The following is a 13,076-nucleotide window of genomic DNA, read 5'->3' as shown; positions in this document are numbered from 1 at the left end:
CCGCGCACGGGGACGGCCCTCACGGGCGGCGGCCGGGACGACCGCGCAGGGCGTCAGCCCAGCTTGGACACGTCCCGCACCGCGCCCTTGTCTGCGCTCGTGGCCATCGCGGCGTAGGCCCGCAGGGCGGCGGACACCTTGCGCTCACGGTTCTTCGGGGCGTGGACGCCGCCGAGGGCCGCCTCGCGCCGGGCGAGTTCGGCGTCGTCGACGAGGAGCTCGATCGTGCGGTTCGGGATGTCGATGCGGATGCGGTCGCCGTCCTCGACGAGGGCGATGGTGCCGCCGGAGGCCGCCTCGGGCGAGGCGTGGCCGATGGACAGGCCCGAGGTGCCGCCGGAGAAGCGGCCGTCCGTGACCAGGGCGCAGGTCTTGCCGAGGCCGCGGCCCTTGAGGAAGGACGTCGGGTAGAGCATCTCCTGCATGCCCGGGCCGCCCTTGGGACCCTCGTAGCGGATGACGACGACGTCGCCGTCGGTCACCTGCTTGTTGAGGATCTTCTCGACGGCCTCCTCCTGCGACTCGCAGACGACGGCCGGGCCCTCGAAGGTCCAGATGGACTCGTCGACGCCGGCCGTCTTGACCACGCAGCCGTCGACGGCGAGGTTGCCGCGCAGGACGGCGAGACCGCCGTCCTTGCTGTAGGCGTGCTCGGCGGAGCGGATGCAGCCGCCCTCGGCGTCCTCGTCCAGCGCCTCCCAGCGCTCGGACTGGGAGAAGGCCTCGGCGGAGCGGACGCAGCCGGGGGCCGCGTGCCACAGTTCCACGGCCTCGGGGGACGGCGAGCCGGCGCGGACGTCCCACGTCTTCAGCCAGTCCCCGAGCGACGGGCTGTGGACCGCGTGCACGTCCTCGTTGAGCAGGCCGGCGCGGTGCAGCTCGCCGAGCAGGGCGGGGATGCCGCCGGCGCGGTGCACGTCCTCCATGTAGTACGTGCGGTCCTTGGCGACGTTGGGCGCGACCTTCGCCAGGCAGGGCACCCGGCGCGAGACCTCGTTGATCTCCTCCAGGCCGAAGGGGACGCCCGCCTCCTGCGCGGCGGCGAGGAGGTGCAGGATCGTATTGGTCGAGCCGCCCATCGCGATGTCGAGGGCCATGGCGTTCTCGAAGGCCGCGATGGTGGCGATGTTGCGGGGCAGGACCGTCTCGTCGTCCTGCTCGTAGTAGCGGCGGGTGATGTCCATCACCGTGCGGCCCGCGTCCTCGTACAGCGCCCTGCGGGCCGTGTGGGTGGCCAGCACCGAGCCGTTGCCGGGCAGGGAGAGGCCGATGGCCTCGGTCAGGCAGTTCATCGAGTTGGCGGTGAACATGCCGGAACAGCTGCCGCAGGTCGGACAGGCGTTCTCCTCGATGCGGAGGATGTCCTCGTCCGAGATCTTGTCGTTCACCGCGTCGGAGATCGCGTCGACCAGGTCGAGCGTGCGGACGGTGCCGTCGACGAGCGTGGCGCGGCCGGACTCCATCGGACCGCCGGAGACGAAGACCGTGGGGATGTTCAGCCGCAGGGCCGCGTTCAGCATGCCCGGGGTGATCTTGTCGCAGTTGGAGATGCAGATCAGGGCGTCGGCGCAGTGCGCCTCGACCATGTACTCCACGCTGTCGGCGATCAGGTCCCGGGAGGGCAGGCTGTAGAGCATGCCGCCGTGGCCCATCGCAATGCCGTCGTCGACGGCGATCGTGTTGAACTCGCGCGGGATGCCCCCGGCCGCGGTGATCGCCTCGCTGACGATGCGGCCGACCGGCTGGAGGTGCGTGTGTCCGGGCACGAACTCGGTGAAGCTGTTCGCCACGGCGATGATCGGCTTCCGGCCGATGTCCGCACCGGGTACACCGGAGGCGCGCATAAGGGCGCGGGCGCCCGCCATGTTGCGACCGTGGGTGACTGTGCGGGACCTCAGCTCGGGCATCGTCGCTCGCTCCTTCAGAGACTGCGATCAGAGACTTCTGACTGCTAACGAGCGTACGCCGGTCATCCAGAGGGCGGACACGGTGTCCGCATACCGGGACGGATGTCTCACCCCGGGTCCCGCTCTCACGGACCGGTGAGGTGCCCCTGCACGACCGGCGCCACGCGCGCGATGATCGCCTCCAGGTCCGCCGAGGCCAGCGGCTCCACCCGGATCACGTACCGCAGCATGGCGCAGCCGACCAGCTGCGCCGCGGCCAGCTCCACGCGCAGTTCGGCGTCCGGCAGGTCGAGCCGGGCGGCGACGCGGCGCAGCAGCTGGGAGACGACGAGGCCCCGGAAGACGGCGGCCGCGGTCTCGTTGTTGACGGCGGAGCGCACGATCGCCAGCAGCGGCTTGCGGGTGGTGGGGTTCTCCCAGACACCGAGGACGAACCGGGCGAGCCGTTCGCCGACCTCGTCCAGCGGGCCGTCGGCGACGGCGTCGGGGGCATCGAGCGCGGGCGCGAAGGCGACCTCGACCGCCGCCTCGAAGACCTGCTCCTTGGTGCCGAAGTAGTGGTGCACGAGTGCCGAGTCCACCCCGGCCGCCTTCGCGATACCGCGCACGGACGTCTTCTCGTAGCCCCGCTCGGAGAACTCCTCGCGGGCGGCCGTCAGGATGCGGTCGCGGGTGTCCCCCGACTCGGCACGCGGGGGGCGGCCGCGCCGGCGGGCGGTGACGCCGGTCATCGCCGGGGCACCTTCGCGTCGGAGGACGGCCGCGGGGACGACGCGGAGGCCAGGTGCAGACGGGTGAAGGCCAGGGCCTCCGCCAGGTCGGCCTCACGTTCGGCGCTCGACATCGCGCGCCGCGTGTTGACCTCGATGACGACGTGCCCGTCGAAGCCGGTCAGCGCGAGCCGTTCGAGCAGCTCGGCGCAGGGCTGGGCGCCGCGGCCGGGGACCAGGTGCTCGTCCTTCGCCGAACCGTTTCCGTCGGCGAGGTGGACGTGGCCCAGCCGGTCGCCCATGCGGTCGATCATCTGCATCGCGTCCGCGCGGGCCGTCGAGGCGTGGCTGAGATCGATCGTGAAGTGCCGGTAGTCGTCCTTGGTGACGTCCCAGTCCGGCGCGTAGGCGAGCATCTCGCGGTCGCGGTAGCGCCAGGGGTACATGTTCTCGACGGCGAACCGTACGTCCGTCTCGTCCGCCATCCGCCAGATGCCCGTCACGAAGTCGCGCGCGTACTGGCGCTGCCAGCGGAACGGCGGGTGGACGACGACGGCGCTCGCGCCGAGTTTCTCCGCCGCGGCCCGGGCCCGCTGGAGCTTGGTCCACGGGTCGGTCGACCACACCCGCTGCGTGATGAGCAGGCACGGGGCGTGGACGGCGAGGATCGGGACGCGGTGGTAGTCGCTGAGTCTGCGCAGCGCGTCGATGTCCTGGCTGACGGGGTCGTTCCAGACCATGACCTCGACGCCGTCGTACCCGAGGCGTGCGGCGATCTCGAAGGCCGTCGCCGTCGACTCCGGGTAGACCGAGGCAGTCGACAGGGCGACCTTCGCATCCGGGATCCGCACGACTGGCTCTGCCATGGGGGACAGGTTACGGGGTGCGGTCACCCGGGTGCGGGGCCCCCGGGTGCCGTTGTGGCCTTCGCCACGGGGGCGCATACAGGACGACGGCCCGCGCCCCCGCGCCCGGACACGCCCCGCGGGCCCGCGTGCGCCGAGGGACCGATCCGCCCTGCCAGGGCCGGGCACACCGCGGTACCGATCCGCCCGGCCAGGGCCGGTGGCGGAGGCGGCGGGACACATCCGCCCGGCCGGAGCCAGGTGCACCGCGGGACGCCTACGCCCTATCGGGGCCCAGCGCACCGCGGGACCCATCCGCCCGGCCGGGCCCGGCGCACCGCGGAGCCGTCAGGTCGATGCCATGTGGTCGAGCTTGCGCAGGATGACGCCCTCCCTGAGCGCCCAGGGACAGATCTCGAGCTCCTCCACGCCGAAGAGGTCCATCGCCCCCTCCGCCACCAGCGCGCCGGCGAGGAGCTGGCCGGCCCGGCCCTCGGACACCCCGGGGAGCTCCGCCCGCTGGGCGGCCGTCATGCCGGCCAGGCGGGGCACCCAGGCTTCGAGGGACTCGCGCTTGAGCTGCCGCTGCGCGTACGGGCCCTCCACGGAACGGGCGGCACCGGCGATGCGGGCGAGCTGCTTGAACGTCTTCGACGTGGCGACGACGTGGTCGGGGGTGCCGAAGCGCTTGAACTCCCCCACCGTCCGGGCGATCTGCGCGCGGGCGTGACGGCGCAGCGCCCTTATGTCCTCGGCCTCGGGCGGGTCGCCCGGCAGCCAGCCCGCGGTGAGCCGGCCCGCGCCCAGCGGCAGCGAGACGGCCGCGTCGGGCTCCTCGTCGATGCCGTACGCGATCTCCAGGGAGCCGCCGCCGATGTCCAGGACCAGCAGTTTCCCGGCGGACCAGCCGAACCAGCGGCGGGCGGCGAGAAAGGTGAGCCGGGCCTCCTCGGCGCCGGTGAGGACCTGGAGCTCGACACCGGTCTCGGCCTGCACGCGCGCGAGGACGTCGTCGGCGTTGCTGGCCTCGCGCACGGCGGAGGTCGCGAACGGCAGAAGGTCCTCGACGCCCTTGTCCTCGGCTGCCTGGAGCGCGTCCTTGACGACGGCGATCAGCTTGTCGACGCCCTCGGGGCCGATCGCTCCGTCCCCGTCGAGGAGTTGGGCGAGGCGCAGCTCCGCCTTGTGCGAGTGCGCGGGTACCGGGCACGCGCCCGGGTGTGCGTCCACCACCAGCAGATGCACCGTGTTCGATCCCACGTCGAGGACACCGAGTCTCATGCAGGGAACGCTACTGCCCGCGGGGCCGTCTGGGTGGTGCGGGGCGAAGCCCCACGTCGCGGACGGTGGCGGACGGCGGTCGGGTCGGCGGTCGGGACGGCCCTGAAGTGGCTCCCGGCGACTTACCCTGGACGGGTGCCAAAGACGAACAAGGCGAAGACCGGCAAATCAACCGAAGGTCCTTCGCGGGCGAAGCCGGTGAAGCCGGCGAAGAAGTCGGACCGGGCCCGGGCGGCGGACGCGAAGGCCCTGGCGGCGAAAGCCCTGGCCGCGGACGAGAAGGGCCTGGACTTCGCGCGCGCGTGGGTGGAGTTCCCCGACCCGGCGGACGACGAACAGGTCTTCCGGTGCGATCTGACCTGGCTGACCTCCCGCTGGAACTGCATCTTCGGCAGCGGCTGCCAGGGCATCCAGCCGGGCCGCGCGGCCGACGGCTGCTGCTCGCTGGGCGCCCACTTCTCCGACGAGGACGACGAGAAGCGCGTCGCCGGACATGTGGCGCGGCTCACGCCGGACATCTGGCAGCACCACGATGAGGGCACCCGCAACGGCTGGGTCTCCGAGGACGACGAGGGCTCCCGCCAGACCCGCCCGTTCGACGGCTCGTGCATCTTCCAGAACCGCCCCGGTTTCGCGGGCGGCGCGGGCTGCTCGCTGCACATCCTCGCCCTCAAGGAGGGCCGCGAGCCGCTGGAGACCAAGCCGGACGTCTGCTGGCAGCTGCCGGTGCGGCGCACGTACGACTGGATCGACCGGCCCGACGACACGCGGGTGCTCCAGGTGTCGATCGGCGAGTACGACCGCCGCGGCTGGGGGCCGGGCGGCCATGACCTGCACTGGTGGTGCACGTCCGCGACCTCGGCACACGGCGCGGGCGACCCGGTGTACGTCTCCTACCGCCCGGAGCTCACCGAGCTGATGGGCAAGGCCGGGTACGACCGCCTGGTCGAACTGTGCGAACAGCGTCTCGCCTCGCAGCTGCCCCTGGTCGCCCCGCACCCCGCGGATCCGACCGGACCGGCCGGACCCTCGGGCGCGGCAGGCGCGGCGGGCGCGGCGGGCGCGGCGGGCTGACGCTGCTGCCGGGGGCCGAGGGCGGAGCCGCGGCCCGCGGTCCCAGGTCTTCAGGGCGTCTACGGCGTCTGCGGGTTCGGCGGGTCGTTCCCGTCGGGCGGAGGCGTGTTCTCCGAGGCGGTCGGCGACGGGTCGCCCGGGGTGGGTCCCGGATCGGCGGAGGTCGGCGGGTCGGTCGGCGTGGGGTCCGGTGAGGACGGGCCGGTCGGTGTCGGAGCCGGGGCGGACGGCGTGGCCGGGCCCCCGGGACCCGGCCCGGGGCCGTGGCCGGGGCCCGAGGGGCCGGGTGCGGTGCCGTGCCCCACGATGGAGACGATCGCGCCCGCGGGCGCGATCGCCACACGCGCGTGCCAGTGCCCGGAGGGCTCGCGCAGATGGTCGACGCGCACCTTGACCGTCACCGACTCGCCGGGCTCCAGGCTTCCCGAGGACCGGCTCAGTGAGAGCCAGGACGCCGCCGTGGTGGCCGACCAGCGGACCGGCCCGTCGCTGTGGGCGTCGGCGGTGAGGGTGACGAGGGTCGTGTCGCCGACACTGGCCGCCGTCACGGACAGCCGGCCGGCGGCGCTGCCGAGCCCGGAGACGCCGACGACCTCCACGGAGACGTCCGGTCCGCCCTTCCCGCGGGAACCGGCGCCCGGGCGGGTGCTGGCGTTGCCCGCGTTCTCGTAGCCGCCGACCGTCTCGTCGTAGCTCTCGCGGCCGTGCGCCTCGCTCGTGCCGGTCGCGCGGCCCTCGACGCCCTCCCCCGTCGGTGTGCCCCGGTAGGCGGCCCAGAGTGCGAGCACGGGGGCGGCGACGACGGTGGCGACGACGGTGGTCGTCACGGCACGCGCGCGGAGCCGCTCCCGGCGGGCGGCGTGGTCCTTGGGGTCCATCGGGAAGCCCCGCCGGTCGAAGCGCGGTGCGGCGGCGCCCCGCGCGCGGGTGAAGCGGCTCATGGCCGTGTGCAGCTCCGCGCGGGGCGCCTCCAGCACGGGCAGCTCGGCGGGGGTGACGCCGGCGCCGGGCCAGCGGCCCGGTACGGCGCGCTCGGCGGCCCGGCGGCAGCGCGGGCAGTCGTCGACGTGCCGGACGAGTTCACGGCGCAGGGCGGCGCTGAGCACGAGCCGGCGTTCGCCGGTGAGACGGGCCACACCGGGACAGCCCCCGGTCTCGACGACGGCGAGCGCCGCGCGCGTGCGCTCGACCTCGCAGGCGGCCGAGGCGAGGAGTTCACGGGCGGCCGCGAGGTCCTTGCCGAGCACGGCGGCGACCTCGTGGGCGGCGAGCTGGTGGCGTACGGCGAGTTCGAGCGCCTCGCGCTGCTCCGGGGTCGTCCCCGCGGCCTCCGGCCAGGCGAGCAGGGTGAGTTCGCGCCGTCGCCGCTCGGCGGCCTCGTCGACGGCGGCCGGGGACTCCGGGGCCGCGCACTCCGACCCGGGCAGACCGAGCGAACCAGGCGAACCGGGCGACACGGACGACACCGGTGAGGGCTCCGAGGTGGACGTGGAGGGGGCGTGCGGGGCGGGGGCGTGCGCGGCCGAGGGGGCGGGCACGACCGGCCCGGCGGGGCCCACGCCCGGCTTGCGGCGGGATCCGCCCCGGGCCGCCGCGTGCGTGCCCTGAGGTTTCTGCCGGGCCTCGGTGAGCCTGCGCAGACAGGACCAGCGGGCCAGCGCGTACAGCCAGGCCCGGCGGCCGCCGGGCGCGTCGGGGACACGCTGGCCGCGCCGCTCGGTCAACGCCAGGACGTCGCCGAGGGCGGCGGTGGCCGCGTCGTGGTCGCACAGGACGGACAGGCAGTAGGTGAACAGGCCGTCCAGGTACGGCTCGTAGCGCGCCGGAGGCCGCTGCGCGAGCGTGCGCGCAGCGGCGCGGTCGCGCGCCTCCCGGTGCGCCCGGTGTGCACCGGTCGTGCGGGGCGAAATTTGCGGGCTGCTGCTCATCACCCGTGCGACCGTAGGCGGCCCGGAACCAGGTCTTCTTGTCCCTTGAGTCCTTTTAATCCGTACGGGTGAAACGATCCCTCATAAGGGCACAGGGGAGGGGGGTCCGATGGCCCGTTCGTGACGGGCGGTGGCCGGTTCACGGGGTTGCGCGGCCTTTGCGCGCGGGTCCGGGCGGGTGCCGGGGCCGCCACCGGGCGGGCGGATCGGGTGCCCGGCGGCTCCCGCCGTCCACAGGGACCTCCGGCTGTCGGTGGCGGCGGTTACGGTTTCCCCATGGCTGCCCGTACGAAGACCACCAAGGACCGTCCGTCCTACCGCTGCACGGAATGCGGCTGGCAGACGGCCAAGTGGCTCGGCCGCTGCCCCGAGTGCCAGGCCTGGGGGACGGTCGAGGAGTACGGCGCGCCCGCGGTCCGTACGACGGCCCCGGGGCGCGTCACCACCTCCGCCCTGCCCATCGGACAGGTGGACGGCCGGCAGGCCACCGCCCGCCCGACCGGCGTGCCCGAGCTGGACCGGGTCCTCGGCGGCGGGCTCGTGCCGGGCGCGGTCGTGCTCCTGGCCGGCGAGCCCGGCGTCGGCAAGTCCACGCTCCTGCTGGACGTGGCGGCCAAGTCGGCGAGCGAGGAGCACCGCACGCTCTATGTGACCGGTGAGGAGTCGGCCTCCCAGGTGCGTCTGCGGGCCGACCGCATCGGCGCCATCGACGACCACCTCTACCTGGCCGCCGAGACCGATCTGGCGGCCGTCCTCGGGCACTTGGACGCGGTGAAGCCGTCGTTGCTGATCATGGACTCGGTGCAGACCGTGGCCTCTCCGGAGATCGACGGGGCGCCCGGCGGCATGGCCCAGGTCCGCGAGGTCGCGGGCGCCCTGATCCGTGCCTCCAAGGAGCGCGGCATGTCCACGCTCCTGGTGGGCCATGTCACCAAGGACGGCGCGATCGCCGGCCCCCGCCTCCTCGAACACCTCGTGGACGTGGTCCTGAGCTTCGAGGGGGACCGTCACGCGCGCCTGCGCCTGGTGCGCGGCGTCAAGAACCGTTACGGCGCGACCGACGAGGTCGGCTGCTTCGAGCTGCACGACGAGGGGATCACGGGCCTGGCCGACCCGAGCGGCCTCTTCCTGACCCGTCGTGACGAACCGGTCCCCGGGACGTGCCTGACGGTCACCCTGGAGGGCCGTCGTCCTCTGGTCGCCGAGGTGCAGGCCCTCACCGTCGACTCGCAGATCCCCTCGCCCCGCCGCACCACGTCCGGCCTGGAGACCTCCCGGGTCTCGATGATGCTGGCCGTCCTGGAGCAGCGCGGCCGCATCAGCGCGCTGGGCAAGCGGGACATCTACTCGGCGACGGTCGGCGGGGTGAAGCTCTCGGAGCCCGCCGCGGACCTCGCGATCGCCCTCGCCCTGGCGTCGGCCGCGAGTGACACCCCGCTGCCCAAGAACCTCGTGGCCATCGGCGAGGTGGGCCTCGCGGGCGAGGTCAGACGGGTCACGGGCGTTCAGCGCAGGCTCTCGGAGGCCCACCGTCTGGGCTTCACGCACGCGCTCGTACCGGGCGATCCGGGCAAGATCCCCCCGGGCATGAAGGTCCTGGAAGTCGCGGACATGGGGGACGCCCTGCGGGTGCTGCCGCGCTCCCGTCGCCGAGAGGCCCCACGGGAGGCGGAGGAGCGCCGGTAGACTTTGCCCTGGTCTCGCCCGTCCGTACGAAACGAGTGCGCGAAACGGGAACGTCCCAGACCTGTGACCGGAGGAGTGCAGTGGCAGCCAACGACCGGGCGGCAGCTCCCGGAAAGTCCGGTGGGGGTTCCGGTGCCGAGGGCCTGATGCGTGCCGCGCTGAGCGCGGTGGCTCCGGGCACGGCCCTGCGCGACGGACTGGAGCGGATCCTCCGCGGCAACACCGGCGGACTCATCGTGCTGGGCTCCGACAAGACGGTCGAGGCGATGTGCACGGGCGGGTTCGTCCTGGACGTGGAGTTCGCGGCCACGCGCCTGCGCGAGCTGTGCAAGCTCGACGGCGGCATCGTCGTCTCCTCCGACCTGTCGAAGATCCTGCGGGCCGGCGTCCAGCTGGTGCCGGACCCCACGATCCCCACGGAGGAGACCGGCACCCGGCACCGCACGGCGGACCGGGTCAGCAAGCAGGTGGGCTATCCCGTCGTGTCGGTCTCCCAGTCGATGCGTCTGATCGCCCTGTACGTCGACGGACAGCGCCGCGTCCTGGAGGACTCCGCGGCGATCCTGTCCCGCGCCAACCAGGCGCTGGCGACGCTGGAGCGCTACAAGCTCCGCCTGGACGAGGTCGCGGGCACGCTGTCGGCGCTGGAGATCGAGGACCTGGTGACGGTCCGGGACGTCTCCGCGGTGGCCCAGCGCCTGGAGATGGTGCGCCGCATCGCCACCGAGATCGCCGAGTACGTGGTCGAACTGGGCACGGACGGACGTCTGCTCGCCCTCCAGCTCGACGAGCTGATCGCGGGCGTCGAGCCGGAGCGCGAGCTGGTGGTCCGGGACTACGTGCCGGAGCCCACGGCCAAGCGGTCCCGCACGGTCGACGAGGCGCTGTACGAGCTGGACGCGCTCAGCCACGCCGAGCTGCTCGAACTGTCCACGGTGGCGCGCGCGTTGGGTTACACCGGCTCCCCGGAGGCGCTGGACTCGGCGGTCTCGCCCCGCGGCTTCCGCCTGCTGGCGAAGGTACCCCGGCTGCCCGGCGCCATCATCGACCGTCTCGTCGAGCACTTCGGCGGTCTCCAGAAGCTCCTCGCCGCGAGCGTCGACGACCTCCAGACGGTGGACGGCGTGGGCGAGGCCCGGGCCCGGAGCGTGCGCGAGGGCCTGTCCCGGCTGGCGGAGTCGTCGATCCTGGAGCGGTACGTCTAGTCGTCCTTCAGCACGAACGACGTCTGTGCCTTCGCGAACCCGGGGGCCTTGGCCTCCAGCAGGTACGTCCCCGCCGCGGCGGCTCCCGCCGGCGGCGTCGCGCACTCGGGGGCGCTCGGCTTGCGGTCCCACTTCACGGTGTAGGTGAAGGTGTTCTGGGCCGGCACCCGGTACAGACGGCTCGCGGGCGCCTTGGGGCAGTCGGCGGACGACCAGTACGGGTCGGTGCCGCCCGTCTGCGTGATCGTCAGCACCGCCGACTTCGGGCCGACATCGACCTTGCAGTCGCTCCCCGAGCTGTTCTTCGCGGTCAGTCGGAACGTGGGCGTCTGGTCGGGCGAGTAGGCGTTGCGGACGCTGCTCAGCGTCAACGTGACCGAGCCTGCGGTGCAGTTGGGCAGGGTCGTGCTCGCCGGGAGCACCGCCCCCGTACCGGTGCCGACCCCGCTCGCGACTCCGCCGCCCCCGGCGCCGTCGCTGCCGTTGGCGCCGTCGTCGGTGTCCCCGGCGCCCGCCGAGTCACCGCCGGCGCCGCCGGATCCGCCGCCACCGCCGGAGCCCGTGCCCGAACCGCCGTCCGAACCACCGGTGGAGCCGGCGCTCGACTCGTCACGCCCGCCCGGGGCCTGGCTGATCGCGGGCCCCGACCCGGACGGCCCGGGAGTGATGGAGGACGCGGGATTCTTGCCGCCGCCACCGTCGGCGCCGTTGTCCTTCCCACCGCCTCCCGAGGTCACCACCCACAGGGCGATCAGCGCCAACAGGGCGAACACGGACAGCAGTACGACCCTCCGACGCCAGTAGATGGAGGAGGGAAGCGGCCCGACCGGATTGCGCAGAGATCCCACGGCCCAAACTGTACGAGAGATCGAGTCGTTCGCTGGCCCCACCCGCCGCGAGGACCACAACTTTTCCGGATCATCATTCCGGAGACCCTGTCGTGTGCTCCGACTTCGGCCCCGCGACGCGCGTGTGCCGGACGATCGCGCTCGTTGCGGCTCCGGCCTCGACCCGTGTCACGCGCCCACGCGCGCGTGGGCCGCTCCCCCGGGGCCCCGTCCGGTCGAGTGGCGGTACGCGCGTGTGCCCCGCCGCTCATGGCAGGATCGGAAGGGCCATGACTGCGCCCACGAAGCCCCCGCACCGTACCCCCGCCCATCCCGACGCCGAGGTGTCCCCGGCCGACCTGCACGCGCCGGTGATCGACTGGTTCGAGGAGAACGCCCGCGACCTGCCCTGGCGGCGCCCCGAGGCCGGAGCCTGGGGCGTGATGGTCAGCGAGTTCATGCTCCAGCAGACACCGGTCAGCCGCGTCCTGCCGGTCTACGAGCAGTGGCTGGCCCGCTGGCCCCGCCCCGCCGACCTGGCCGCCGACGCCCCGGGCGAGGCCGTCCGCGCGTGGGGACGCCTCGGCTACCCGCGCCGCGCCCTGCGGCTGCACGGCGCCGCGGTGGCGATAACGGAACGGCACGGCGGCGACGTGCCCTCCGACCACGCACAGCTCCTCGCGCTCCCCGGTATCGGCGAGTACACGGCGGCAGCCGTCGCCTCCTTCGCGTACGGGCGCCGGCACGCGGTCCTGGACACCAACGTCCGCCGCGTCTTCGCGCGCGCCGTCACGGGTGTGCGCTACCCGCCGAACGCCACCACGGCCGCCGAGCGCAAGCTCGCCCGCGCCCTGCTGCCCGAGGACGAGCCGACCGCCGCGCGCTGGGCCGCCGCGTCCATGGAGCTCGGCGCGCTCGTCTGCACGGCCAAGAACGAGACGTGCGTGCGCTGCCCGATCGCGGCGCAGTGCGCCTGGCGCCTCGCGGGCAAACCGGAGCACGAGGGGCCGCCGCGCCGGGGCCAGACGTACGCCGGCACCGACCGGCAGGTCAGGGGCAAGCTGCTCGCCGTCCTGCGGGAGGCGCACGCCCCCGTACCGCAGGACGCGCTCGACCGCGTCTGGCACGAGCCGGTGCAACGCGCGCGTGCGCTGGACGGACTCGTGGCGGACGGACTCGTCGAACCGCTGCCGGACGGCCTGTACCGCCTGCCCCTGACCTGACCGGCCCTGACCAGACCTGGCCGGCCCCGACCCACGGGGTCAAGCCGCGGTTCCGCATGCCGGGCACCGCCCCACCGGGCCGGGCCGCCTCCGTGCGCGGAGAAGTCCGTGACGAACCTCGCCTGACGCATCGTCACTTCACAGGTGCGCGGCTTCGTCACGGCGTCCGCCGGGCTTCTGTCACATCCGACGAGGGGGCATATCGCATCGAACCAGGCACATTCGGCCCGTCCCTCTACCCCGAACCTCGCTCCGTTACACAACCGACGGACAGCTGAGCGCTGGCCGAAGGCTGCTTCGGACAGCGCCGTGACAACACCTCCGTAGCTTCATTCGCGTACCCGGCAGCAGGACGACGGCTACAGACCACAGCAGTGAACCGGCGGCGAC

General features: G+C 73.6%; 10 protein-coding genes. 4 read left to right on the top strand and 6 right to left on the bottom strand.

The window, feature by feature from the left end; genetic code table 11:
- Window positions 1-53: 53 nt before the first annotated feature.
- The 4 genes from ilvD to Saso_RS20835 all read right to left on the bottom strand — a co-directional run bounded on the left by ilvD (window position 54) and on the right by Saso_RS20835 (window position 4,743).
- Window positions 54-1,907: a dihydroxy-acid dehydratase gene (ilvD, locus tag Saso_RS20850; RefSeq protein WP_189926897.1), complete on the bottom strand. Its 1,854-nt coding sequence runs from the start codon at window positions 1,905-1,907 to the stop codon at window positions 54-56.
- A gap of 125 nt (window positions 1,908-2,032) precedes the next feature.
- Window positions 2,033-2,638: a TetR/AcrR family transcriptional regulator gene (locus Saso_RS20845; RefSeq protein ID WP_189926899.1), complete on the bottom strand. Its 606-nt coding sequence runs from the start codon at window positions 2,636-2,638 to the stop codon at window positions 2,033-2,035.
- On the bottom strand, window positions 2,635-3,483 hold the full coding sequence (locus tag Saso_RS20840) for a sugar phosphate isomerase/epimerase family protein (RefSeq protein WP_189926900.1): 849 nt from the start codon (window positions 3,481-3,483) through the stop codon (window positions 2,635-2,637). The genes Saso_RS20845 and Saso_RS20840 overlap by 4 nt, the downstream gene beginning before the upstream one ends.
- A gap of 327 nt (window positions 3,484-3,810) precedes the next feature.
- Entirely contained in the window at window positions 3,811-4,743 is a 933-nt protein-coding gene (locus Saso_RS20835; RefSeq protein ID WP_189926902.1) for a Ppx/GppA family phosphatase, read from the bottom strand.
- 135 nt (window positions 4,744-4,878) lie between these two features.
- Here Saso_RS20835 and Saso_RS20830 point away from each other — a divergent pair, with 135 nt between their 5' ends.
- On the top strand, window positions 4,879-5,817 hold the full coding sequence (locus tag Saso_RS20830) for a hypothetical protein (RefSeq protein ID WP_189926904.1): 939 nt from the start codon (window positions 4,879-4,881) through the stop codon (window positions 5,815-5,817).
- Window positions 5,818-5,876: 59 nt separating this feature from the next.
- On the opposite strand, the gene Saso_RS20825 is transcribed toward Saso_RS20830, so the two are convergent.
- The gene (locus tag Saso_RS20825) at window positions 5,877-7,748 is read right to left on the bottom strand and encodes a BACON domain-containing protein (RefSeq protein WP_413790180.1); all 1,872 of its coding nucleotides are present in this window, start codon (window positions 7,746-7,748) and stop codon (window positions 5,877-5,879) included.
- A gap of 273 nt (window positions 7,749-8,021) precedes the next feature.
- On the opposite strand from Saso_RS20825, the gene radA reads away from it, so the two are divergent.
- Window positions 8,022-9,431: a DNA repair protein RadA gene (gene radA / locus Saso_RS20820; protein WP_189926907.1), complete on the top strand. Its 1,410-nt coding sequence runs from the start codon at window positions 8,022-8,024 to the stop codon at window positions 9,429-9,431.
- Window positions 9,432-9,511: 80 nt separating this feature from the next.
- Window positions 9,512-10,636 (top strand): DNA integrity scanning diadenylate cyclase DisA, encoded by a 1,125-nt coding sequence (disA, locus tag Saso_RS20815; protein ID WP_189926908.1) that lies wholly within the window; start codon window positions 9,512-9,514, stop codon window positions 10,634-10,636.
- Here the strand turns inward: disA and Saso_RS20810 are convergent.
- A complete protein-coding gene (locus tag Saso_RS20810; RefSeq protein ID WP_189926909.1) occupies window positions 10,633-11,484 on the bottom strand; it encodes a hypothetical protein in 852 nt (283 codons plus the stop codon). The two genes, disA and Saso_RS20810, sit on opposite strands and share 4 nt — an antisense overlap.
- A gap of 269 nt (window positions 11,485-11,753) precedes the next feature.
- Here Saso_RS20810 and Saso_RS20805 point away from each other — a divergent pair, with 269 nt between their 5' ends.
- Entirely contained in the window at window positions 11,754-12,686 is a 933-nt protein-coding gene (locus tag Saso_RS20805) for an A/G-specific adenine glycosylase (protein ID WP_189926910.1), read from the top strand.
- Window positions 12,687-13,076: the final 390 nt, after the last annotated feature.

Origin of the sequence: Streptomyces asoensis, from assembly GCF_016860545.1 — a bacterium.
In the GTDB taxonomy this organism is placed as follows: Bacteria; Actinomycetota; Actinomycetes; order Streptomycetales; family Streptomycetaceae; genus Streptomyces; species Streptomyces asoensis.
Note: the sequence above shows the minus strand (reverse complement) of the source record. Positions and strands in the feature narration are given on the sequence as shown.

Bases quoted from the DNA above. Each gene is read 5' to 3' on its own strand.
- radA (WP_189926907.1), top strand. From the start codon at position 8,022: ATGGCTGCCCGTACGAAGACCACCAAGGACCGTCCGTCCTACCGCTGC.
- Saso_RS20835 (WP_189926902.1), bottom strand. From the start codon at position 4,743: ATGAGACTCGGTGTCCTCGACGTGGGATCGAACACGGTGCATCTGCTG.
- Saso_RS20845 (WP_189926899.1), bottom strand. From the start codon at position 2,638: ATGACCGGCGTCACCGCCCGCCGGCGCGGCCGCCCCCCGCGTGCCGAG.
- Saso_RS20805 (WP_189926910.1), top strand. From the start codon at position 11,754: ATGACTGCGCCCACGAAGCCCCCGCACCGTACCCCCGCCCATCCCGAC.
- Saso_RS20840 (WP_189926900.1), bottom strand. From the start codon at position 3,483: ATGGCAGAGCCAGTCGTGCGGATCCCGGATGCGAAGGTCGCCCTGTCG.
- ilvD (WP_189926897.1), bottom strand. From the start codon at position 1,907: ATGCCCGAGCTGAGGTCCCGCACAGTCACCCACGGTCGCAACATGGCG.